Source organism: Frigoribacterium sp. NPDC087798 (assembly GCF_044742985.1).
Lineage (GTDB): Bacteria > Actinomycetota > Actinomycetes > Actinomycetales > Microbacteriaceae > Frigoribacterium.
Genome location: NZ_JBIUVP010000001.1, coordinates 1,358,717 through 1,379,018 on the forward strand (window position 1 = coordinate 1,358,717; position 20,302 = coordinate 1,379,018).

Here is a 20,302-nt window from a genome sequence, read left to right on the forward strand (position 1 = left end):
TTCGGAGCGGCACGCCTCCCCCGTTTGGGCGACGTCGAGAGAAAGACGGGAACGCAGGAGGCGCGGGTCACGCGACCCGCGCCTCCTGCGTCCCCGGCGGCCCGCCGCTCAGCGGGGGATGACCGAGAACAGGAACTTCTTCTTCACCATCACCCAGAGCAGCAGCACCGAGACCACGTGGACGATCGTGCCGACGACCACGTCCGAGCGGTCCAGCCCGGGGATCGACGCGACGGCGAGCACGAAGAAGACCTGCCAGATGAACACGTAGAGGCTGGCCTGCCCGAGGGGGACGTAGAACCAGCCGAGGGCCGCCGAGATCGGCTTCCAGAACACCGTGAGGATCGCGTAGACGCAGACGACCACGAGGGCCACGTCGACCAGCCGGCCCCACTGCATGTCGACCCGCTGGTAGCCGGTCGCGTACAGGGTGTCGTAGAGGCCCGTCGGGATCGGCCCCGGGGCGAACCCGTAGGCGTGCCCGGCCCAGATCAGCGCGAGGAACCCGGCGTAGCCGACGACCCCCACGCCGACCAGCACCTTGCCGAGGCGGGTGGTCAGCGCCGTCACGATCCGACGCCGGTACCAGCCGATGACGAGACCGTGGGTGAAGAGCACCTGCCAGGCGAAGAGCGGGAACACCGGCTCGAACTGCGACGGCAGGAGGTGGACGTCGGGGAAGACCACGCCGACGGCGTAGACCGCCCAGCTGACCAGCAACACGGCCCACCAGGCACGCCGCTTGATCGCCCACATCAGGGCGGGGATCGTCAGGCTCAGCACGACGAACAGGCCCATGATGTTGAACGGCCACGGCCCCATCTCGAGCAGCAGCAGCTGACGGACCGCGTACCACGGCGGCGGGTAGTCGAGCAGGCGGTCGACGTTCGGGTAGAGGTCGTAGACCCGCCCCTCCGCCGAGCCGCCGGTCAGGCCCGTCCCGCGGTCGGTGAAGGTCGTGACCGCGTCCGTGTTCAGGAGCGGCACGAAGCTCAGCGCGAAGACGATCAGGATGACCGCGAGGGTCACGACGTACTGCTTGCGCGCCCGCACGAAGGCGCCGATCGCGGCGGCCTTCTCGCCGTACTTCTTGATGCCGAGCGGGTAGACCATGCCGAGGACGATGCCGCTGAGGAACACGAACATCTCGGCGCCCGTGATCGCCCCGACGGCCTTCAGCGTGACGAACGAGAACGGCCCCGCGACCTCGATGTGCGTGATGACGACGGCCAGGATGATGAACCCGCGGAAGAGGTCGATGCGCAGGTCGCGACCGGGTGATCCGTCGTCGGGGTAGCGCCAGCGGGGCAGCAGGCGCCCGACGACGCCGCTCACCAGGAAGACCAGGGCGAGCACCACGGCACAGGCCACGATCCAGCCCATCTCGTCGCCGCCGCCGTCGCGGACCTGCACGGTCGCGGCGTCGCCGTCGGTCGAGGTCACGCGGTCGGTGACCGGCCCGAGGTCGATCCGGTCGGACGCCTCGAGATCGGTGCGCAGCGCCCCGGCGATGCCCGACTCGGCCGTGGCCCGCCAGTCGACGGGTCGGTCGCCCGCCTCGGCCTCGTCCCGCTCGACCTCGAGCCAGGTGACGCCGGAGATCCGGTCGTGGGTCGGCAGGGCGTCCAGCACCTGACGCCACCAGCCCTGCTTGACGTCGAGCTCGGGGGCACCGTCGAACCCGGCGGCGTAGAGGGCGCCCGTGTCGAGCAGCATGGGTCGGTCGCGCCCCTCGGCGAAGCGCTCGTAGAACGTCGACGGCTGAGCCTCGGTGTAGCCCCAGGTCTCGTCGAAGCGTGCCTCGACCTCGCCCGCCGCCGGGGCCTGGTTCTCGACCAACGGCACCGACGTGCCGGCGGCCGTCGAGGCGCTGCCCTTGGCGAAGAAGAACATGGACTGGCCGACCCAGTCGACCGCGTCGTCGCCGGGGTAGTACGGCCCGTACGGGTCGTCGGCCTCGGTGACCCGCCCGTCGTCGTTCGTGTCGAGCAGGTCGACGTCGCTCGAGGGGGTCTCGGTGAGGCGGCCGACGGCGTCCGAGAACGGATAGCCCGCACCGTAGGACGGAGCCCACACCATGCGGGCCTGCGAGTCCCCGGCGTGCACGACGTCGGCGAGGGCCCGGAACGCCCCGACGAACGCCGTGGGCTGCTGCCCCCAGCGCTGCCAGTTGCCGTTCATCTCGGGCGCGAAGCGCACCAGCTGGAGCGTGCCGTACTGCCGGTCGATCTCGGTCAGCAGGTCGTCGGCCCGGCGCGCGTCCGCGGCGTCGAGGTCGGCGAGCCGCCCGGTGGGCTCCAGGCTGACCACGAGCACGGCGCCCTGGGCGGCCGCGGCACGGGCCGACCGGCGCCACTCCTCGACCGCGCCCTGGTCGAGCGGGTAGTCGATGTTGACGCCGTACAGCGACGGCGTCGCGCCGAGTCGACCGGCGTAGCCGTCGGGTCCGTCCGAGCCCCAGTCGAGGTCCGGGCCGAACCACGTGTCCGAGGGTTCAGGAGGCGCGGCGGCGGCCGACGCGGACGTCGCGTCCCCGAGCACCGCCGGCCCCAGCACCAGCGGCACGAACGCCGCGACGGCGAGCAGGGCCGCGCCGATCCGGCGGGCCGCCCGCCGACGTGGCACCGTCGCCGACGGGTGCCTCAGCGTCGGCACACGAGCGTCCACACGTTGCGGCCGTCCTCGTGGCGGTAGTCGAGGCTCTCGAGGCTGAGGAGCGCCAGGGCCAGGCCGCGACCGTCCTCGTCCTCGAGGTCGGCCATCGAGACGGCGCTGAGGTCGATCTCGCTGGGCATGCCGTTGTCGTGGAAGACGGCCGTCAGCCGGTCGTCGGTGGCGGAGAGCTCGAGGGTGAAGCGGCGACCGCGGTCGGCCTCGGACCGGCGCGAGTGCTCGACGACGTTCGCCGCGATCTCGACGATCGCGGTCTCGAACGAGAAGCGCGTCTCGAGCGAGTCGTCGCCGAGCGAGGTCCACCACGCCTCGAAGGCGTTCTGCACCAGGTCGATGCTCTCGGGTTCGACGGCCACGTCGATGACGACGGGGCCGGGACGCTCAGTCATCGAGGGCGGCCGAGACCGAGGCGCGGGGCTTGAGGATGCGGTCGAGGTTCGTGAGGCGCAGCACCATCGAGACCTGCTCGGTGGGGGCCACGAGCCGCAGGTCTCCCCCGGCCTGGCGTGCCGACTTGAGGCACGACACGAGGGCCCCGAGGCCCGACGAGTCCACGAAGGTCGTGCCCGAGAGGTCGACGATGATGAGGCGGTCGCCGGCCGCGAGACGTGCGGCCACCTCGTCGCGGAGTTGTGGTGTCGAGACCACGGTGAGGCGCCCCTGTGGGGAGAGCACGCAGCCGCCTTCGACGGCCTCGACGGTGACGGTCATCATGATTGTTCCTTGTCGTGGGGTGCCGAGGGCCCCGGGTAGAGAACGGCCCGGACGATGATGCTGAAGATCACCAGGTCGAAGAGCACCCAGGCGATGTTGACGAGCGGCGCGAGGCCCTCGGCCTGCCCGGTGGCGTAGCGGACGCCGACCAGGACGAGTGCGGCGACGAGGCAGGCGACGGCCCAGATCTGCGGTCGGACGAGGTCCCACCGGGGGCCGGTGGCCGCCTGCTTCGTCTTGGGAGTCACCGAGAAGCCGAGCGCACGGCCGCGGTAGACGTTCTGGAACGCCGTGGTGACCGAGGCGATCCAGACCGGGAAGAGCGCCAGCGAGTACTGCTGCCCCCGCCAGGTCGGCCTGCCCGCCGCGACCACCCAGAAGAGCAGCTGGTTGAACACCAGGAAGGGGATCAGGCGGGCGAAGAAGTCGACGCTGTAGGCCTGCACCGGCACGACGCCGAACGACAGGCAGAGCACGGGCGCCGCGATGTAGACCACGGCGGCGAATCCCGAGAGGTAGCTCCACATGGTGGAGAAGTACATGAGGCGCTGACCCCACGACAGGCCCTTCTGCACGAGCGGGTTCTCGCGGAAGAACACCTGCATGGTGCCCTGGGCCCAGCGCAGTCGCTGCGTCATCATGGTCGCGAGGTCCTCGGGCGCGAGCCCGATCGCGAGGGTCTCGTCGTGGTAGACCGACCTCCAGCCCAACCCGTGGAGGCGCATGGCCGTGGCCATGTCCTCGGTGACCGAGATCGTGGCCAGGGGCATGATCGCCTGCGCCTCGGAGCCGCGGTCGACGTCGAGCGCCCCGACGAGGAGCGAGATCGACTCGATGGCGGCGAGCGGGGAGGACGACCGCTGCGCGAGCAGGTCGAGGGCCGCCTCGTCGAGGGCGTCGAACGTGTCGGGGCCGAGCGACATGGCGGCGAGCTCGGCGAGGTCGCCCTTCATGGCCGCGAGGTCGGCGTCGGCGAAACGGAAGGCGATCGTGTCGATGCTGCGCTGGAACCGGTAGGTGACGTCGCCGATGGACTCCCCCGCGGCGAACTCGGCGCGGGCCCGCTCGACCACGGTCTCGGCGTCGTCCAACGCCTCGAGCACGCGGGGCTGGCCGACGGCCTCCTCGCGTGCCCGCACCAGCAGCTTGCGCGACGTGCGGACGGCTCGACGCACGGCCGCCTCGACCTCGGTGACGTACCGCGCGACGCCCAACTGCATGAGCGCCTCCCGACGGAGTACCGCGTTCGACCCGCAGAAGAAGGCGCTGTTCCAGCCGTCCTTGGATTGTTGGATGGGGCCGTAGAACAGCGGCGCCTGACTGCCCAGGGGGTCGGACTCCGGCACGTTCTCGAACCACTGCGGCGTCTGCACGAGAGCGATCCGCTCGTCCTTGAAGTAACCGAGGGTGCGGTCGAGGATCTCGGGTTTCGGCACCTGGTCGGCGTCGAGGATCAGCAGGAACTCGCCCTCGGTCGACAGGAGGGCGTTGTTGAGGTTGCCGGCCTTCGCGTGGCGCGGCCGGTCGGCCCAGTCGTCCGACCGGGTGATGACGCCGATGCCCGCGGCCTCGGCGGCGGCACGGATCTCGGGGCGACCCCCGTCGTCGAGGATCCACGTCGTGTGCGGGTAGTCGATGCGCTGCGCCGCGAGGGCGGTGCGCATGACGAGCTCGACCTCCTCGTTGTACGTGGTGACGAAGACGTCGACCGTGACGCGCGTCTCAGGGCCGTCGGGGTCGGGCGGGGTCGGCGGCTCGCCACGCTCACGCAGCCGCCAGGCCCCGAGGCCGAACAGGAGCGAGTCGATCACGCTGTACGTCTCGGCGAGGATCAGCGGCACCGCGATCCACCACGACGACCAGTTCACCGACGAGGTCCACCGCCAGACGATGTAGTTCAGGCCGGCGAGCGACGCCAGCAGGACCGCCACCCGGATCGTGACGATGCGGCGACCCGGGGTGGTCCGGTCGAGCAGCCGCTGGTCGCGGCGACTCAGGGTGTCGGTCACGCGCGACGGTCCATGACGACGACGGTGACGTCGTCGCGCGAGAGGCGTCGCTCGGTCAGGGCCGCCATCGACCCGAGCAGGCCGAGGCCGTCGGCACCGCCGGCACCGCCGGTGGCGGGCCGTGTCGCGAGCCGCCCGACCTCGAGGGCCCAGTCGAACTCGTCGTCGAGGACGTCGAGGACGCCGTCGCTCATGACGATCAGCTGGTCGCCGACGCTGAGGCGGGTCGTCTCGGTGACGTGCTGTTGCTGCTCGTCGAGCCCGAGCGGCAGCCCCGTGCCCGCGAGGTGCTGCACGCTGCCGTCGGCCCGGACGATGATCGACAGCCCCGCCCCGGCGTCGACGAACGAGAGTTCGTCCGTGTCGAGGTCGAGGACGGCGTGGAAGTACGTGACGAACGTCCCGGTGCGCTGCAGGTCGGTCCGCACGGCTCGTTCGATGCGGTCGACCGCGAGGCCGAGTTCGCGTCCGGCGGCGACCTGCGGTGAGGCCGCACGACAGGCCGCCCGGACGGAGGACCCGATGATGGCCGCCCCGACGCCCTTGCCCATCACGTCGCCGACGGCCACGTGCACGAACCGGCCGACGAGTCCGTAGTCGTAGTAGTCGCCCCCGACGTTCAGAGAGGGCAGGCAGATGCCCTCGACCCGGACGCCCTCGACCTCGAGGGGCTGGGCCGGCAACAGCGCCTGCTGCGTGGACCGGGCGGCCGAGGCGTCGGCGTCGGCGAGGAGCTCGACCTGGGCCCAGGCGGCCAGGTCGCGGAACTCGGCCATCTCGTCGTCCGAGAGCTGCCGGGGCTCGGCGTCCATCAGGCAGAACGACCCCACGACGTTGCCCGATCCGTCGCGCAGCGGGTGACCGACGTAGAACCGCAGCCCGTTGTCGTTGAAGGCGCCCAGGTGGGCGAACCGCGGGTCGAGGCGGGCGTCGTCGGTGGTGACGATCTCGCCCGTGTCGGTCACGAGGCTGCACGGGGTGTCGGTGCGCCCGGACTCGGGGTCGTCGAAGCCCGCCCGGCCGACGAAGAGCGCGCGCTCGTGGTCCATGACGGTGACCGACGACAGCGGCACCCCGAACACGGCCCGGGCGACGCGGGTCACGCGGTCGAGGCGGGCCTCGTGGCCCGACTCGACGATGCCGAGCGTCTCGACCGCTCGCTGCCGACGTTCTTCGCGGACTTCGTCCCTGATCACACGGCTCCCTCTCGCTGGGCGCGCCTGGTGGGAGCGTGCCGTCTCCGAACCCTGCAACGATGCCACAGAGCCCTCGCCACGTCATGCCCACCATTAGGGGGACACCGAGGAGGCGCGGTGCCGGTCGACGCATGACAAACCTTGCCATCGCGCCTAGGATCGGTCCATGGCCACCATGAACGTCTCGCTGCCCGACGGTCTGAAGCACTTCGTCGAGGCCCAGGTCGACGAGCGCGGTTACGGGACGAGCAGCGAGTTCATCCGCGAGCTGATCCGTCGTGAGCAGGCGCGCGCCCGCCTCCGCGAACTCGTGGTGGACGGCATGGCGTCCGGGGCGGGCTCGGACCTCGACGAGCAGTACCTCGACCGCCTCCGTGACCGCGTGCACCGCGCCGGGGCCGACCGCGCGTGAGCCGCCGCGTCGTGACCTCGCGACGCGCCGACCACGACATCGAGTCGGCCGTCGACCACTACCTCGACGAGGGGGCGCACGCAGCCGCGCTCGACTTCGTCGACGCCATCGACGACGCGCGGTCGCTCATCTCGGCGCATCCCACCCTGGGGTCGGCCCGGTTCGCCGTCGAGACCGGGATCGACGGCCTGCGGAGCCTGGCGCTCCGCCGCTTCCCGTTCGTGGTGCTCTACACCGACGACACGGACGCCGTGCGGGTCCACCGGGTGCTGCACACCAGCCGAGACCTCCCGGTCGAGTTCTCCGGAGCCTGACGACCGAGGAGGCGCGGTGCCGGTCGACCGACACCGCGCCTCCTCGGGGCCTCGCGTCAGTCGAGGAAGTCGAAGACGAGATCGAGCGATCGGGCGGGATCGATCGGAGCGGTCGACCCGGCCGGAGCCGCGACGATGACGCTCAGGAGCCCGTGGGGCGTCAGCAGGATCGACCCGCCCCCGACGACCGGCGACCCGTCCTGGGCCGTCGCGACGAAGGCGCGCCCGTCGAAGGCGTCGGCCCGTTCGTCCTCGACCTGCTCGAGCGACAGCCCGTCGACGCCGCCCCCTGCGGGGACCTCGGCGTCCATGCCCGCCTGGTCGAGGTCCTGGACCGTGGCGATGAAGCCGACCCGGGACCCGTCGGCCTCGCTGGTCCACGTGCAGTTCGCCTCGTCGGACCCGATGGTCGAGGTCTCCGCCACGAGGGTCCGTCCCGTGACGAGATCGCCGAGGACGGCCCCCGCCGCCTCGCAGTCGGCGGGCAGGGTGAACTCGCCGGTCGGCTGGTCGGCGGCGTCGGCCGTGGCGGTCGCCTGCCCCGGGGACGACGACCGACCGGCGTCACCGGAGTCGGCGCCGCCTCCGGTGCAGCCCGCGAGCAGGAGGGTCACGGCGACGGCTCCGACGACGGTGGAGAGTGCGGGCGTGGTGGTGGTGGTGCGCATGGTGGTCCCCCGGTGGTGCGCCGGACCCCTTCCGACGACCGCCTCAGCCTAGACGGGTCGGTCCACCTCGGGGTGGGTCAGCTGCCGGGCCAGAAGCGGGTGATCAGGTCCTGGATGAACGGGATCAGGTCCTGCACCTGGTCGACGCCGGCGATCGCGACGGCCACGAGGGGCCACAGCGACACCACGAGCGTCGAGATCACGGCCGCCACCCCGAGCACCCAGGCCAGGGCACCGTTGCGCACCTTCACGATGAGCAGCAGCAAGACCAAGGCCAGGACGTAACCGATGGCGATCGCCGCGACGATCGAGCCGACGGGCACGTCGAGGGCGCCGGCCGTGCCGCCGTCCGCCGCACCGATCAGGGTGAGCACGGGCAGCAGCACGCCGACGACGATCAGCACGCAGAGGACCACCGAGGTCACCAGGGCCGCCCAGACGGCCCGCGGCCGGGGGCGTCGGGTCGTCGTCGTCGTGCGCCGCCCGAACATCACTTCTCCGTCGTGGCGACGTCGTCGCCGTCGACGACGACCTGCGCGTCGCTGTCGGAGTCGACCTCGACCGTGACCCTCCCGCCGTCGACCGTCACGGTGACGTCGGCACCGTCGGCGTCGCGTGCGTCGCCCGAGGAGGCGCGGGTGGCGTCGCCGTGGTCCGCCGCGGAGTCGAGGGCGTCGGCAGCAGCGTCCCGCGCCTGGTCGGCCACGTCGCGGGCATCGTCGGCGACGTCGTTCGCCTCGGCGGCCGCCTTCTCGCCGACCTCGCCCGCGGTGGCCTTCGCCTGCTCGGCGACCTCGCCGGCCTTGTCGCCCAGCTCGCGGGCCTTGTCGGACAGGTCGCCCGCGGCCGTCCGGGCCTTGTCGGACAGGTCGCCCGCGGCGGTCGCGGCGCGGTCGCGTGCCTCGCCGGCGGCGGCCTTGGTCTTCTCGCCGGCCTCCTTCGCCCGGTCGCCGGCGTCGGACACGGTCTGCTTCGCCTTGTCCGCGGCGGCGTTCACCTTGTCGGCGGCGTCCTCGTCCGAGTCGAACGGGCCGTGCACGTCCGTGACGGTCACGTTGACCGTGACCTCCTCGCCGTCGAGCTGCCCGACGGCGTGCTTGACCTGCGTGCGGACGGTGTCGGCCAGCGTGGTGACGTTCGTCGGGTACTCGGCGACGACGGCGATGTCGACCACGAGCCCCTCGTCGGTGGTGCCGGCGCGCACGCCGGGGACGGAGCCCGTGCCGATCGCCGTGCGCAGGGCGCCGGCGAGCCGCTGGGACGCGGTGCCGAGGGCGTGGACGCCCGAGACGCCGAGGACGGTGACGCCGATCGTGTGCTCGAGGACCTCTTCGGGCGAGGTGGCCCGGGTGGACGCCGCGGCGTCGATGTCGATGGGGGTGACGTGGTGGGTGGACTCGCTCATGAGACCGGCCTTTCATCGTGGAACGTGGGTGGGGCGAGGGACGGCCCCCGTCCTCGGGTCGAGGGCGAGGGCCGTCCGTGCGGTGGGGCGAGGGAGGTCAGTCGAGCCGCGTCGCGGACGACATCTGGCTGCGCAGACCACCGTTGATCTGGATCACGACGGGCGTCTCGGTCCCGAGGACGCCGTCCCAGTGGGCGACGGCCTGGTCGATGCTCCGGCGGATGTCGGTCGGCGAGACGCCGCGACGCGCGTTGGCGGTGACGCGCAGGACCGACTCGCGCTTGACGCGGAAGGCGGTCACGTCCACCGAGACGATGCCCGGGGTGTCGGCCAGCGCCTCCTCGAGGACCTGTTCGGCGACCTTCGCGTCGACGACCAGGCGACCACCGGTGGTCTGGTCGCGACGCGACCCCTCGTCGACGGTGAGCAACGTGCCGGTCTGGCCGTGTCCCTGTCGCAGGGCGAACCAGGCGAGCAGGACGATCAGCACGAGGCTGGCCGCCGCGACCACCCAGAGGATCCACGGCTGGTCGCCGAGGGCGTCGGTCGCGGGGCCCCTCGCATCGGAGGCACCCTGCGAGACGGTCTCCTGGACGTCGGGCAGAAGGGCCCCGACGGCGACGGCTCCGCCGGCGAGCAGCAGCACGAGGCCGATGACGAAGACGACGATGCGGTTCAGAGCGCGATTGGTGCTGTTCATGACCCGACCGTTCCTTTCTCGGACAGCTTGACCTTGTGACGCAGGGCCGGGCTGAAGTCGTAGGCGCCCAGTTCGTCGCGGACGGCCTCGTCGATGCTGCGGACGTCGGTCTGACGGCCGGAGGTGCGGGTGACCTCGATCAGGGCGCTGCGCTTGCCCACGCTGACGCTGACCTGCGAGGGGTCGACGTCGCCGGCGTAGCTCGCGGTGCGGGCCAGCGAACGGGCGATGACCCGGTCGTCGACCACGGCCACGGTGCGCTCGGCCTTCGCGCCACGACGGCCACGACGGCCCGGCGCGAGCGCCACGACGATCAGGACGAGCCCGATCAGCGCGACGACGACCGCGACGGCGGTCAGCACGCCGACCGGCGCACTCGCGGCGTCCAGGGTCGAACCGACGAGGTCGGTCGGCGCCAGGAGCAGCGGAGCCGTCCCGACGGCGGCGAGGACCGCCTCGGTGCCGATCCACGCCAGGGCGACGATCAGCAGGACGGCGAGGGTGATGGCGATGCCGGCCCGCGACGAGTGCGTCTCACGGCGCACGATGCGCTTGTAGAGCGATGCGGTGCTCATGCGACGCGCTTCCTCTCTCGGATGTCGGCACCGGTGATCTGCAGGTCGACCTTGTCGATGCTCGACCCGGTCAGCTGCAGCACGCGGTCACGGATGGTGGACTGGGCCGCCGTGAGGCGGTCCAGCAGGGTGCCCGAACGACGTTCGGAGACGCCCAGGGGCGAGACCCGGATGGGGGTCTTGGCGATCACGCTGAGAGCGCCGTCGTGGTCGGCCAGCTCGACCGACACCTTCGACGCGGAGACCTCGAGGGCCTCCGCGGTGACGGCCGAGACGACCCGACGCACGGCACGTGACGTGATCTTGTTCCGGCCGTGGAGGGCCCGGTCGGCCGTCACCGCCGCGGTCACGACGACCGCCGCCCGCGGAGTGCGTCGGCGAGGCCGCGGACGTCGAGCTTGCCCTCGACGACACGGCCGACGCCGAACCCGATCGCCATGGCGATCGCGACGAACACGAAGGCCCAGAAGCCGAAGGCCAGGGCGGTCAGCGCCAGGACGGCGCCGACCAGCATGCCGGTGGTCGTGGCGGTCACTTGACGCGGCTGTCGTCGGCGTCGTCGTCGTTGTCCTCGGAGGGGATGTACACGTCGGAGACGGTGACGTTCACCTCGGTGACCTCCATGCCGACGACCTGCGAGATGGCGTCGGTGACGGACTTGCGCACGTCGTCGGCGACCTTCTGCAGTTCGACGGGGTACTCGGCGACGATGACGATGTCGGCGGCGACCTGCTTCTCGCCGACCTCGACCGAGACGCCCTGGCCGCGGTCCTGCTGGTTGATCACGTTGCGGATCGCGCCGATGGCACGGGCGGCACCGTTGCCCAGGTCGTGGACGCCGCGCACCTCGCGGGCCGCGATGCCGGCGACCTTCGAGACGACGCCCTCGGCGATGGTGTTCTTGCCGGCGGCGTGGGACTGCGTGGTCTTGGCAGCGGCGGTGCTGGTGGAGGGGGTCACGTTGCTCATGGTTGCTCCTTGCTCTGGACCGGTGGGACCGGTCGGTGTCGGGGTGCCCGTGAAGCGGGTCACATCATTCAGACGCATGGGGCACGGCAGGTGTCATGGTGGGTCAGCCAGCTTTCAGGGAACGATTCACCACCACTCACATTTCGGCCATCACGTCCCCCGATCCGCGCACGGGGTGGTAGTCAAGAGGCATGGCGCGGGCCGTCCGGTCCTCGTCGCCGGGGTCCCGCCGCGTCCCGTCCCGCCCCCGTCCGATCGCAGGAGGTCGTCATCACCACCGACGACCCCCTCCTCGACGCTGCGGACGCGACGCTGGCCGTCCGGGCCCGCGACGGCGACGTCCACGCCTACGAGGTCATCGCGCGTCGACACGGACCGCTGATGCGCGTGTACGCCGCGCGCCTCCTGGGCTCCGACCTCGAGTCGGACGACGTCGTGCAGGACGCCTTCATGACGGCCTGGCGACGCCTGGCCGACCTCGACGACCCGTCGCGGGTGCGCAACTGGCTGATGCGCATCGTCAGCAACAAGGCGGTCGACCGTCTGCGCGTGCGACGCGACCACGACGACGTCGACCGGCTCGAGGTGTCGGCCCCGCGCCACGAGACGCCCGAACGCGTGGTCGAGGCCCGGTTGCAGCTCGACGCCATGTGGTCGGCCCTCGACAAGCTCCCCCTCGACCAGCGACGGTGTTGGCTGTTGCGTGAGACCGCCGACTACTCGTACGCGGACATCGCCGAGGCCCTCGACCTGCCCGTCTCGACGGTCCGGGGCAAGATCGCGCGGGCCCGGGTGTTCCTCATGACCGAGATGGAGGCGTGGCGATGACGACCGACGACCGCTCCCCCCTCGACGTGCCCGAGGACGACGACACGGTGGACGGCATCCCCGCCGACCGCCTCGCGGACTACCTCGACGCCGGACGCACGCCCCGCGACCCGGCCATCGAGGGCTCGGCGGCCTGCCGCCTGTACCTGCAGTCGTTGGCCCGGGTGCACGACCTGTCCCGCGCCTCCCTCGAGCACGAGGCCCGCCGCGAACCCGACCGGGACGGCGCCTGGATCGACGGCCTCCTCGACTCGATCCGTCGAGAGGTCGTCGGCGGACGGGTGATCCCGATCGGCCACCCCGACCCCGCGGTCCGGTTGAGCGTCACCGAGGCCGCGGCGCGCGGGCTCGTGCGACGGGCGGGCGACGAGCAGTCCGGCGTCGTGCTCGGGTCGACGACCTTCGACGGCGACCTGACGACGGCGGGGGCCGACGTGGTCGTGCGGGTGACCGCTGCGGCCCGGTACGGACTCGACCTCGGCGCCGTCGCGGACGAGCTGCGCACCCGCATCACCGAGACGCTGACGCGGCACACCGGGCTGACCGTCGTCCGGGTCGACGTGCTCGTCGACGACGTCTTCGTGGCGAGAGAGGACGACCGATGAGCGACGACCTGCTCTCCCGTGACCTGACCGAGGTGCTGCGCGGCGTCGAGGGCGTGGTCGACGTGTTCGACGCGCACCCCGTCGTCGAGGGGGCGGTGCGGGCCGTCGCGGCCGGCCTCGACCTCGCGGGCTCGACCGGCCTCGTCGAGATCTCGCGGACGGCCGGTTCGGTGTCCGTCACCGCCCACGTGGCGACCGGACTCGACGTCCCGACGCCCGAGACGCTGGCCCGGGCGGCCGACGCGCTGCGGGGACGCCTGGCCGCCTCCGGCGTGACGGGCGACGACGTCGTGGTGTCGGTCTCGGCCCGTCTGGTCGACGCATCCCGCTGACCGCGGGACGACGAGGAGGCGCGGTGCCGGTCCGACCGACACCGCGCCTCCTGCGCGTCAGCGCTCTCTCGTGAGCCGCTGCGGGTGGTGCTGGTGCTGCTACTTGATGGCGGCGCGGATCTCGGCGGCGGCACCGGCGACGTCGTCGGCCGAGTAGATCGCGGCACCGGCGACGGCGACGTCGGCTCCGGCGTCCTGGACCGAGCCGACCGTGGCGGCCTTGACGCCACCGGCGACCGAGAACGGCACGCCCGAGGCCTTGCCGGCCTCGAGCAGCTTCTCGAACGTGAAGCCTTCTTCGGCCTGCTCGTCGAGCCCGGCGTGCATCTCGACGAACTCGGCGCCGAGTGCGACGACCTCCTTGGCGCGGGCGGCCTTGTCGCCGACGCCGATGAGGTCGACGACGATGCCCTTGCCGTGGGCTTTGGCCGCCTTGACGGCACCGGCGATGGTGCTGTCACCGGCGACGCCGAGCACGGTCACCAGGTCGGCGCCGGCCTTGAACGCCTCGCCCGCCTCGAGCTCGCCCGCATCCATCGTCTTGAGGTCGGCGAAGACGATCTTGTCGGGGTGCGCCTCTTTGATCGCGGTGATGGCGCGGAAGCCCTCGGCCTTGATCAGCGGAGTGCCGAGCTCGATGATGTCGACGCTCGGCGCGGCGGCGGCGGCCAGCTCGAGGGCGGCGTCGGTGGTCAGGGTGTCCATGGCGAACTGCAGCTTCATGTGGTGCTCCTCGTGGGGGCGACGGGGCCCGATCGGGCCTCTGGTACGTCGTCGATCCCGTTGCCTTCGATCCTGGTCCGACGATGCTGTGAGAGCAGCCCCTCGACGGGGGCGTCCCACCCATCCGTTCGGGTAGGGAGGGTGGCGTCGGGTAGGCGGACGCCTAGGGTGGGCCCATGAGCCACACCGTGCACGACGTCCCCGGTCGGGCCGGTTCCGACACCCTGGCCCGCACCCTGGCGTCCGAGCACGCGCGGGCGACCGCCGACCTGGTCGACCGGCATGCGATGACGCTCGAGTCCGTGCTGGCCGCCCTGCGCTCGCGACGCCTCGACGACCGGGCGGCACGGACCGAGGCCATCGACGTCGCGGCGGGGGCCCTGGTCGCCCTCCGGACCGGGTCCGACCGTGACCGCGGGACCACCCTCGAGCCGGTCGTCGGGGCCTTCGCGCGCCTCCGGTCCGACCTGCGTCCGCTCGTGCGCTTCGGCGACCTGGACGTCCAGTTCGTCGAGCCTCCGGCGACGGGCCGGGCCCTGCCGGGCGACGTCGCGCACGTGGCCCGGGCCGTCGTCCGGAACGCCGTGCTCACCTTCGTCGACGCAGGGGACGCACGTCGGGTGCGCATCCAGTGGGACTGCGACGGCCTGAACCTGCTGATCGCGATCCGTGACGACGGCGCGGGCGAGTTGACGGCACACGACGACGCCCTGCGGCCGATCACCGAGCAGGTCTCGGGAGTCGGGGGCGAGCTGACGGTGGCGTCGACCGTGGGGTGGGGCTCGGAGTTGACGGTGCGCCTCCCGCTCGACCCGCCGCCGTCGAACGAGCCGTGGGAGTTGGTCGCGGCCCTGAGCGAGCGGGAACGCGAGGTGCTGCACCGGGTGGCCGCCGGCGACCGGAACCGCGACATCGCGTCGGTGCTCGGCATCAGCGACAACACGGTGAAGTTCCACGTCTCGAACCTGTTGCGCAAGCTCGGGGCCCGCAGCCGCACCGAGCTCGCCGCCCTCGCCTCGTCCCCCTGACCCGGAGGCCGCACTCTGCCCTCTAGCCCCCTGCGCCGGTCGAGTGGGCAGAAAACGTCCTCCGTCTCGATCAGAAGGACATCTTCTGCCCACTCGGCGCCCGGGGTGCGGAGCCGACCCCCGTGGTGCCCGTGGCGAGCGACGCGGCTGGTGGAGTCAGAGAGGATCACCTCTCGCCAGCGATCATGCGGTGACAGTGGCTTTGGCCGTGGCGCGCGTCACGTCGTCGCTAGGTCCGCCGCCTCGCCATCACGGCGCGCTGCAGGAGCACGAAGACCAGGAGGATGCCGCCGGTGATGATGGTGGTGGCCTCGGGCGGGATGCCTCCATCTCGCGTGATGAGCACGTTCATGAGGCCGAGCACGAGCGCTCCCACGACGGACCCGAGCACGAAGCCGACGCCGCCGGTGAGGAGGGTGCCACCGATCACCGTGGCGGCGATCGAATCGAGCTCCCACCCGATGCCGGTGATGTTCTGCGCGCTCCCGAGCCGGGCCGTGTAGATGACCGAGGCGAGCCCCGCCAGCGATCCGCTGATCACGTAGACGGCGAGCTTCGTGCGGCGCACCGGGAGGCCCATGAGGGCGGCCGACTGCTCCGACCCTCCGATCGCGTACACGGTGCGACCCAGACGCGTGCGGTGCAGCACGAAGAACGCGACGGCGACCACCACGAGCGCGATGAGCACGCCAGGAGTCGTCACGACGTCGTTCACCTTCGGACCGTCGACGACCTTCATGTTCGTCGCGAGCGAGCGGATGGGCGACTCGTCGGCGAGTCGCTCGGGCACCGTGCTGAGGATGGAGGCGAGGCCCCGTCCGAGGAACATCATCGCGAGCGTCGCGATGAACGGCTGCACGTCGAAGAACTGGATCAGCACGCCCGAGACGACGCCGGATGCCGTGCCGATGAGGATCATCAGCACCATCACGACCCAGGGGTTCCAGCCGGCGTTCGCGAGCAGCACGCCCGCGACGCTGCTGACCGCGACGATCGCACCGACGGAGAGGTCGATGCCCCCCGTGAGGATCACGAACGTGAGCCCCACGGCCAGGACGATCACATGGGCGTTGTTGATGAGCAGGTTCGACAGGGTCGCGGCCTGCACGATGCGGCCGTAGGCGATCTCTCCGTAGGCCAGCATCGCGATCAGGATCACCAGGGCGGCGACCGTCGGCAGGGAATCGAGTCGGAGCCGCATGCGGCGACGCGGTTCGAGGGGCCCGTTGCCGGGGCCCGGGCCGGGGGTCGGCGTGGGGGTGAGGGGCGGGCGGATCGTCGTGGCGCTCATGCGGACACGGCCTCCTTCTCGGTCGGCACGGAGGTCGGCGCCGGGCGGCGGCGCCTCGTGAACAGGGCGCGGACGCGCCGGGACTGCAGCAGCACGATCGCCACGATCACGATCGCCTTGAAGGCGGGCGTCGCCGAGGAGGAGACGCCGAGGAACACGACGGTCTTGTCGAGCGTCGCGATGAGGAGCGCCCCGACCGCGGCTCCGAGCAGGTGGAACTTGCCGCCGGCCAGCGACGTCCCGCCGATGACGACCGCGAGGATGGCGTCGAGCTCGAGTTGGTAACCGGTGCGCGAGACGTCGACCGTCATGACGCTGGACGTGGCGAAGATCCCGGCCACGCCGGCGAGCAGGCCGCTCCCGATGTAGGCGGTGAACAGAAGGGCTCGACGGTCCAGCCCCGCGAGGCGCGCGGCCTTCGGGTCCATTCCGATCGCTTCGATCATGAGCCCCAGGGCGCTGCGCCGCACGAGGGCGGCGACGCCGAGCGTGATCAGCACGGCCAGCAGGAACACGACGGGTAGTCCGACGAGGTAACCGTTGGCGACCCAGCGGAAGGGCTCGTTGGCCGCGGCCGTGTTCTGCCCTCCCGTGATGACCTTGGCCAGGCCACGGCCGGCGAGCATGATCACGAGCGTGCTGATGAACGGCTGCAGCCCGACGACCGACACGAGCATGCCGTTGACCGCGCCGAGGACCCCGGCGATGAGGAGCGCCAGGCCCATCGCGGCGAGCGCGACGCCGAGGGAGTCGGAGCCGGCCGCCTTCAGGAACTCCATCGAGACGGCACCGGCGACGACCATGATCGAGCCGACGCTCAGGTCGATGCCGCCGGTGGCGACCACGAGGCACATGCCCACCGCGATCATGAGCACGGGGGCAGCGGCCCGGAGGATGTCGACGAGGTTGCCCACGAGGTTGCCCGTGTCCGGGTTGACGGACAGTGCGAGGTAACCGGGGTCCTTCGCCACGTTGATCGCCAGCAGCAGCACGATCGCGACCGTGCCCCAGACCCAGGGCCGGTGCAACAGGTCACCGAGCCCGTGGGCGCCCAGGCGCCTGGTCATGGTGGTCGTCGGGTCACTCATCGGGTTGCCTCCTCGGGCGTGGTGCGGGGGATGGTCTCGAGGGGGATCTCGGAGACGCCCTCCTCGGCGATGGCGGCGACGATGGACTCGGCGGTGACGTCCGGTCCCGCCGCGAGCTCGGCGATCTTGCGGTGGTCCTTCAGCACGACGATCCGATCGCTGAGCCGGACGACCTCCTCGAGCTCCGAGGAGATGAACACGACGGCGACTCCCGTGTCGGCGAGGGCGGCGACCTGTTCCTGGATCTCGGCCTTGGCACCGACGTCGATGCCGCGTGTGGGCTCGTCGAGGATCAGCAGCTCCGGCTCGGTCGCCAGCCACCGGCCGAGCAGGACCTTCTGCTGGTTGCCGCCGGAGAGGTTACGGATGGGTCGATCGGGATCTGCGGGTCGCACGTTGAGCTCGGTGAGATATTTCGTCACCATGCGGTCCTTCTCCTTGGCCGAGAGCGGGCGGGCCCAGCCCCGTTTCGCCTGCACGGCGAGCACGAGGTTCTCGCGGACGCTCAGGTCGCGGATGATCCCCTCGTCTCGACGGTTCTCGCTCGAGAACGCGATGCGGTGCTTCAGGGCCTTCGCAGGGGACGAGATCGCCACGGGGACGCCGTCCATGGTCACGGATCCCGAGTCGGGGCGATCGACTCCGTAGAGGAGACGGGCGAGTTCCGTGCGGCCGGAGCCGAGGAGGCCGGCGAGGCCCACGACCTCGCCGCGACGCAGGTCGACGTCCGTCGCGTCGAGCGAGCCCTTGCGGCCGATCCCGGTGGCCCGGTAGACGGGCTCGCCCTCGGCGACCTGTCGGCTCGCCCGGTCCCGGTCGAGGGAGCGGAGGCTCTGCAGGTCCTTGCCGATCATCTCCGAGATGAGGCCGGCACGATCGATGTCTCGTGTGAGGTGCTCAGCCACGAACTTGCCGTTGCGCAGCACGGTGAGTCGGTCGCTGATCGCGAAGACCTGGTCGAGGAAGTGAGAGACGAAGAGGATGGCGACGCCTTCGTCACGAAGGCGTCGCATGACCCGGAAGAGACCTTCGACCTCGTCCGCGTCGAGGCTCGAGGTCGGCTCGTCGAGGATCAGCACCTTCGCCTCGACGACCGTGGCGCGGCTGATCGCGACGAGCTGCTGGAGGGCGAGGCTGAGCGACGAGAGGGGGGTGCGCGCGTCCAGGTGACCGAGTCCCACCCGCGCCAGGACCTCGGAGGCGGCGGCGTGCGTCCCCTTCCAGTCGATGCCGAACCGGCCGCGCTTCTCGTGGCCGAGCATGACATTCTCACCGATGGTGAGGTTGCTGCACAGGTTGACCTCTTGGTAGACCGTCGAGATCCCCGCAGCCTGCGCGTCCGCGGTGCCCGAGAGGCGACGTTCGACGCCGTCGACGACGACACGTCCGGAGTCGATGGCGTAGACGCCCGTGAGCGCCTTGATGAGCGTCGACTTACCGGCGCCGTTCTCGCCCATGAGCGTGTGGACCTCGCCGGGGTAGAGACGGAGGTCGACCCCGTCGAGGGCTTTGACCCCGGGAAAAGCGATGGTGATGGCTTGCATCTCGACGATGGGGCCGGGTGCCTGCATGCGTGTAACTCCTTGTCTGCCGATGCCCACCCGCCCGCTGCCGTGGCAGCGGGTGGGTGGCGGGGGGGGGGGGGGGGGGGGGGGGGGCCCGCCCCCCCCCCCCCCCCGCCGGGTGTGGCCGTGCGGGCTGGTCAGAACTTCCGGTCGGGCAGTGCCGTGGCGGCTGCCTCGGGCGAGTCGAACGTGGCCGACTCGACGACGATCGACGACTCGACGGTGTCGCCGTCGAGCAGCTTCTGCACTGCCTCGAGGGCCGTGTCGCCGAACAGCGGGTTGTACTCGGCGACGAAGCTGAGCTTGGACTCGGACAACGCCTCGAGGGCGCTCTTCGTGCCGTCGATGGTGGCGATCTTCACGTCCTTGCCGGGCGTGAGGCCCGCCTCCTCGACCGCCTGCACGGCGCCGAGTCCCATCTCGTCGTTCTGGGCGAAGACCATCTGGACGTCGTTGCCGTTCGACTTCAGCACCGTCTCGAAGACGCTCTTGGCCTCTTCGGTCGACCAGTTGGCCGTCTGCGCGCCGATCTTCGTGAATGCGCTGTCGGCGCCGATCACCTCGTCCCAACCTTCGTTGCGTTCGTTCACGACCGAGACGCCCGCCGGGCCCTCGAGGGTGAAGTACTTGCCACCCTCGGGAAGCGCGCCCTTGGCCCACTCGGCGACGGACTCGCTGACGGCGATGTTGTCGGGCGCGATCCGGGTCGCGTAGAGCGAGGTGTCGTCCGGCTCGATGCCACGGTCGATGAGGACGACGGGGATCTCGGCTTCCTTCGCCCGCTCGAGCGAGTCCTCCCAGCCGGAGCCCTCGGTGGCCGAGAGAAGGATCACGTCGACACCCTCGTCCACGAACGACGTGAACGCGTCGATCTGCGACTTCTGGTCGTTGTTGGTCGCCGGGGCGTACTTCAGATCGAACCCGGCGTCTTTCGTGAAGGTGTCCTGGATGTTCGTCTCGTTGGCCTGACGCCAGGCGCCCTCGGGGCCGACCGCGACGAAGCCGACGGTTGCCAGGTCGTCACCGCCGTCCGTCGAACCGGTGCCGGAACTGCAGGCCGCGAGACCGAGGGCAATGGCCCCTGCGGCGGCGATGGTGGCGATGCGCCTCTTCGTGGACATGGATCTCCTCCTTGAGATGACCGGACGTCTTCGTCCGGTCGTGGCCATGGGGCCGGTCGTGCTGCGTGGGCTCGGGTGCTTCCGCG

The 20,302-nt window shown here is 71.3% G+C and carries 24 protein-coding genes; 6 read left to right on the forward strand and 18 right to left on the reverse strand.

Translation table 11 applies throughout. The annotated features are described in order from the left end of the window. Positions 1-108: 108 nt before the first annotated feature. From opgC to ACIOSR_RS06370, 5 genes are read right to left on the reverse strand one after another with little or no spacing between them, the layout of a single operon-like run. Positions 109-2,655 carry an OpgC domain-containing protein gene (gene opgC, locus ACIOSR_RS06350; protein WP_402752127.1) on the reverse strand — a complete coding sequence of 849 codons (2,547 nt, stop codon included), beginning with the start codon at positions 2,653-2,655 and terminating at the stop codon, positions 109-111. Next, positions 2,643-3,062 carry an ATP-binding protein gene (locus ACIOSR_RS06355; protein ID WP_082460371.1) on the reverse strand — a complete coding sequence of 140 codons (420 nt, stop codon included), beginning with the start codon at positions 3,060-3,062 and terminating at the stop codon, positions 2,643-2,645. The genes opgC and ACIOSR_RS06355 overlap by 13 nt, the downstream gene beginning before the upstream one ends. Next, entirely contained in the window at positions 3,055-3,387 is a 333-nt protein-coding gene (locus tag ACIOSR_RS06360; RefSeq protein ID WP_056047165.1) for an STAS domain-containing protein, read from the reverse strand. Before ACIOSR_RS06360 ends, ACIOSR_RS06355 begins: the two co-directional genes overlap by 8 nt. Continuing rightward, positions 3,384-5,333 (reverse strand): glycosyltransferase, encoded by a 1,950-nt coding sequence (locus ACIOSR_RS06365; protein ID WP_402752208.1) that lies wholly within the window; start codon positions 5,331-5,333, stop codon positions 3,384-3,386. The genes ACIOSR_RS06360 and ACIOSR_RS06365 overlap by 4 nt, the downstream gene beginning before the upstream one ends. 59 nt (positions 5,334-5,392) lie before the next feature. Then, positions 5,393-6,592, reverse strand: a complete 1,200-nt coding sequence (locus ACIOSR_RS06370; RefSeq protein ID WP_402752128.1) for a SpoIIE family protein phosphatase — start codon at positions 6,590-6,592, stop codon at positions 5,393-5,395. A 166-nt stretch (positions 6,593-6,758) separates the two neighbouring features. Between ACIOSR_RS06370 and ACIOSR_RS06375 the strand changes: the two genes are divergently transcribed. Together ACIOSR_RS06375 and ACIOSR_RS06380 are read left to right on the forward strand one after the other, a co-directional pair. Beyond that, entirely contained in the window at positions 6,759-7,004 is a 246-nt protein-coding gene (locus ACIOSR_RS06375) for a type II toxin-antitoxin system ParD family antitoxin (RefSeq protein WP_056047170.1), read from the forward strand. 11 nt (positions 7,005-7,015) lie between these two features. Continuing rightward, on the forward strand, positions 7,016-7,318 hold the full coding sequence (locus ACIOSR_RS06380; RefSeq protein WP_307785020.1) for a type II toxin-antitoxin system RelE/ParE family toxin: 303 nt from the start codon (positions 7,016-7,018) through the stop codon (positions 7,316-7,318). A gap of 56 nt (positions 7,319-7,374) precedes the next feature. Here the strand turns inward: ACIOSR_RS06380 and ACIOSR_RS06385 are convergent, their stop codons facing one another. The 8 genes from ACIOSR_RS06385 to ACIOSR_RS06420 form a co-directional block, all read right to left on the reverse strand. Continuing rightward, entirely contained in the window at positions 7,375-7,986 is a 612-nt protein-coding gene (locus tag ACIOSR_RS06385) for a hypothetical protein (RefSeq protein WP_402752129.1), read from the reverse strand. A gap of 77 nt (positions 7,987-8,063) precedes the next feature. Continuing rightward, complete coding sequence (locus tag ACIOSR_RS06390) at positions 8,064-8,411, reverse strand: hypothetical protein (RefSeq protein WP_371740387.1); 348 nt, start codon at positions 8,409-8,411, stop codon at positions 8,064-8,066. A gap of 65 nt (positions 8,412-8,476) precedes the next feature. Further along, on the reverse strand, positions 8,477-9,391 hold the full coding sequence (locus ACIOSR_RS06395; RefSeq protein WP_402752130.1) for an Asp23/Gls24 family envelope stress response protein: 915 nt from the start codon (positions 9,389-9,391) through the stop codon (positions 8,477-8,479). A gap of 97 nt (positions 9,392-9,488) precedes the next feature. After that, entirely contained in the window at positions 9,489-10,091 is a 603-nt protein-coding gene (locus ACIOSR_RS06400; protein WP_159825710.1) for a hypothetical protein, read from the reverse strand. Next, positions 10,088-10,666 (reverse strand): DUF6286 domain-containing protein, encoded by a 579-nt coding sequence (locus ACIOSR_RS06405; protein WP_173151841.1) that lies wholly within the window; start codon positions 10,664-10,666, stop codon positions 10,088-10,090. The genes ACIOSR_RS06400 and ACIOSR_RS06405 overlap by 4 nt, the downstream gene beginning before the upstream one ends. Next, entirely contained in the window at positions 10,663-11,016 is a 354-nt protein-coding gene (locus ACIOSR_RS06410) for a hypothetical protein (RefSeq protein ID WP_043597627.1), read from the reverse strand. Before ACIOSR_RS06410 ends, ACIOSR_RS06405 begins: the two co-directional genes overlap by 4 nt. Further along, positions 11,013-11,201 carry a DUF2273 domain-containing protein gene (locus ACIOSR_RS06415; RefSeq protein WP_043597628.1) on the reverse strand — a complete coding sequence of 63 codons (189 nt, stop codon included), beginning with the start codon at positions 11,199-11,201 and terminating at the stop codon, positions 11,013-11,015. The genes ACIOSR_RS06410 and ACIOSR_RS06415 overlap by 4 nt, the downstream gene beginning before the upstream one ends. Beyond that, on the reverse strand, positions 11,198-11,635 hold the full coding sequence (locus ACIOSR_RS06420) for an Asp23/Gls24 family envelope stress response protein (RefSeq protein ID WP_056047193.1): 438 nt from the start codon (positions 11,633-11,635) through the stop codon (positions 11,198-11,200). Before ACIOSR_RS06420 ends, ACIOSR_RS06415 begins: the two co-directional genes overlap by 4 nt. A 312-nt stretch (positions 11,636-11,947) precedes the next feature. On the opposite strand from ACIOSR_RS06420, the gene ACIOSR_RS06425 reads away from it, so the two are divergent. From ACIOSR_RS06425 to ACIOSR_RS06435, 3 genes are read left to right on the forward strand one after another with little or no spacing between them, the layout of a single operon-like run. Beyond that, a complete protein-coding gene (locus tag ACIOSR_RS06425; protein ID WP_157485405.1) occupies positions 11,948-12,463 on the forward strand; it encodes an RNA polymerase sigma factor in 516 nt (171 codons plus the stop codon). Continuing rightward, positions 12,460-13,068, forward strand: a complete 609-nt coding sequence (locus ACIOSR_RS06430) for an Asp23/Gls24 family envelope stress response protein (protein ID WP_159825708.1) — start codon at positions 12,460-12,462, stop codon at positions 13,066-13,068. Before ACIOSR_RS06425 ends, ACIOSR_RS06430 begins: the two co-directional genes overlap by 4 nt. Beyond that, entirely contained in the window at positions 13,065-13,400 is a 336-nt protein-coding gene (locus ACIOSR_RS06435) for a hypothetical protein (RefSeq protein WP_173151843.1), read from the forward strand. The genes ACIOSR_RS06430 and ACIOSR_RS06435 overlap by 4 nt, the downstream gene beginning before the upstream one ends. 99 nt (positions 13,401-13,499) lie before the next feature. Here ACIOSR_RS06435 and hxlA read toward each other — a convergent pair whose 3' ends face one another. Further along, entirely contained in the window at positions 13,500-14,123 is a 624-nt protein-coding gene (gene hxlA, locus ACIOSR_RS06440; RefSeq protein ID WP_043597635.1) for a 3-hexulose-6-phosphate synthase, read from the reverse strand. A gap of 176 nt (positions 14,124-14,299) precedes the next feature. Here hxlA and ACIOSR_RS06445 point away from each other — a divergent pair, with 176 nt between their 5' ends. Next, positions 14,300-15,151: a LuxR C-terminal-related transcriptional regulator gene (locus ACIOSR_RS06445; RefSeq protein WP_402752131.1), complete on the forward strand. Its 852-nt coding sequence runs from the start codon at positions 14,300-14,302 to the stop codon at positions 15,149-15,151. A gap of 229 nt (positions 15,152-15,380) precedes the next feature. On the opposite strand, the gene ACIOSR_RS06450 is transcribed toward ACIOSR_RS06445, so the two are convergent. The 4 genes from ACIOSR_RS06450 to ACIOSR_RS06465 all read right to left on the reverse strand — a co-directional run bounded on the left by ACIOSR_RS06450 (position 15,381) and on the right by ACIOSR_RS06465 (position 20,216). Beyond that, complete coding sequence (locus ACIOSR_RS06450) at positions 15,381-16,442, reverse strand: ABC transporter permease (protein WP_173151844.1); 1,062 nt, start codon at positions 16,440-16,442, stop codon at positions 15,381-15,383. Beyond that, positions 16,439-17,530 carry an ABC transporter permease gene (locus ACIOSR_RS06455; RefSeq protein WP_200922590.1) on the reverse strand — a complete coding sequence of 364 codons (1,092 nt, stop codon included), beginning with the start codon at positions 17,528-17,530 and terminating at the stop codon, positions 16,439-16,441. The genes ACIOSR_RS06450 and ACIOSR_RS06455 overlap by 4 nt, the downstream gene beginning before the upstream one ends. Next, the gene (locus ACIOSR_RS06460) at positions 17,527-19,101 is read right to left on the reverse strand and encodes a sugar ABC transporter ATP-binding protein (RefSeq protein ID WP_173151848.1); all 1,575 of its coding nucleotides are present in this window, start codon (positions 19,099-19,101) and stop codon (positions 17,527-17,529) included. Before ACIOSR_RS06460 ends, ACIOSR_RS06455 begins: the two co-directional genes overlap by 4 nt. 131 nt (positions 19,102-19,232) lie before the next feature. Further along, positions 19,233-20,216, reverse strand: a complete 984-nt coding sequence (locus tag ACIOSR_RS06465; protein ID WP_267658906.1) for an ABC transporter substrate-binding protein — start codon at positions 20,214-20,216, stop codon at positions 19,233-19,235. Positions 20,217-20,302 lie beyond the last annotated feature (86 nt).

What these genes read in the sequence shown, in the direction of transcription:
- ACIOSR_RS06355 (WP_082460371.1), bottom strand. Translation starts at nt 3,062, where the DNA reads ATGACTGAGCGTCCCGGCCCCGTCGTCATCGACGTGGCCGTCGAACCC.
- ACIOSR_RS06360 (WP_056047165.1), bottom strand. Translation starts at nt 3,387, where the DNA reads ATGATGACCGTCACCGTCGAGGCCGTCGAAGGCGGCTGCGTGCTCTCC.
- ACIOSR_RS06375 (WP_056047170.1), top strand. Translation starts at nt 6,759, where the DNA reads ATGGCCACCATGAACGTCTCGCTGCCCGACGGTCTGAAGCACTTCGTC.
- ACIOSR_RS06385 (WP_402752129.1), bottom strand. Translation starts at nt 7,986, where the DNA reads ATGCGCACCACCACCACCACGCCCGCACTCTCCACCGTCGTCGGAGCC.
- ACIOSR_RS06395 (WP_402752130.1), bottom strand. Translation starts at nt 9,391, where the DNA reads ATGAGCGAGTCCACCCACCACGTCACCCCCATCGACATCGACGCCGCG.
- ACIOSR_RS06400 (WP_159825710.1), bottom strand. Translation starts at nt 10,091, where the DNA reads ATGAACAGCACCAATCGCGCTCTGAACCGCATCGTCGTCTTCGTCATC.
- ACIOSR_RS06405 (WP_173151841.1), bottom strand. Translation starts at nt 10,666, where the DNA reads ATGAGCACCGCATCGCTCTACAAGCGCATCGTGCGCCGTGAGACGCAC.
- ACIOSR_RS06420 (WP_056047193.1), bottom strand. Translation starts at nt 11,635, where the DNA reads ATGAGCAACGTGACCCCCTCCACCAGCACCGCCGCTGCCAAGACCACG.
- ACIOSR_RS06430 (WP_159825708.1), top strand. Translation starts at nt 12,460, where the DNA reads ATGACGACCGACGACCGCTCCCCCCTCGACGTGCCCGAGGACGACGAC.
- ACIOSR_RS06435 (WP_173151843.1), top strand. Translation starts at nt 13,065, where the DNA reads ATGAGCGACGACCTGCTCTCCCGTGACCTGACCGAGGTGCTGCGCGGC.
- hxlA (WP_043597635.1), bottom strand. Translation starts at nt 14,123, where the DNA reads ATGAAGCTGCAGTTCGCCATGGACACCCTGACCACCGACGCCGCCCTC.
- ACIOSR_RS06445 (WP_402752131.1), top strand. Translation starts at nt 14,300, where the DNA reads ATGAGCCACACCGTGCACGACGTCCCCGGTCGGGCCGGTTCCGACACC.
- ACIOSR_RS06450 (WP_173151844.1), bottom strand. Translation starts at nt 16,442, where the DNA reads ATGAGCGCCACGACGATCCGCCCGCCCCTCACCCCCACGCCGACCCCC.
- ACIOSR_RS06455 (WP_200922590.1), bottom strand. Translation starts at nt 17,530, where the DNA reads ATGAGTGACCCGACGACCACCATGACCAGGCGCCTGGGCGCCCACGGG.
- ACIOSR_RS06460 (WP_173151848.1), bottom strand. Translation starts at nt 19,101, where the DNA reads ATGCAGGCACCCGGCCCCATCGTCGAGATGCAAGCCATCACCATCGCT.
- ACIOSR_RS06465 (WP_267658906.1), bottom strand. Translation starts at nt 20,216, where the DNA reads ATGTCCACGAAGAGGCGCATCGCCACCATCGCCGCCGCAGGGGCCATT.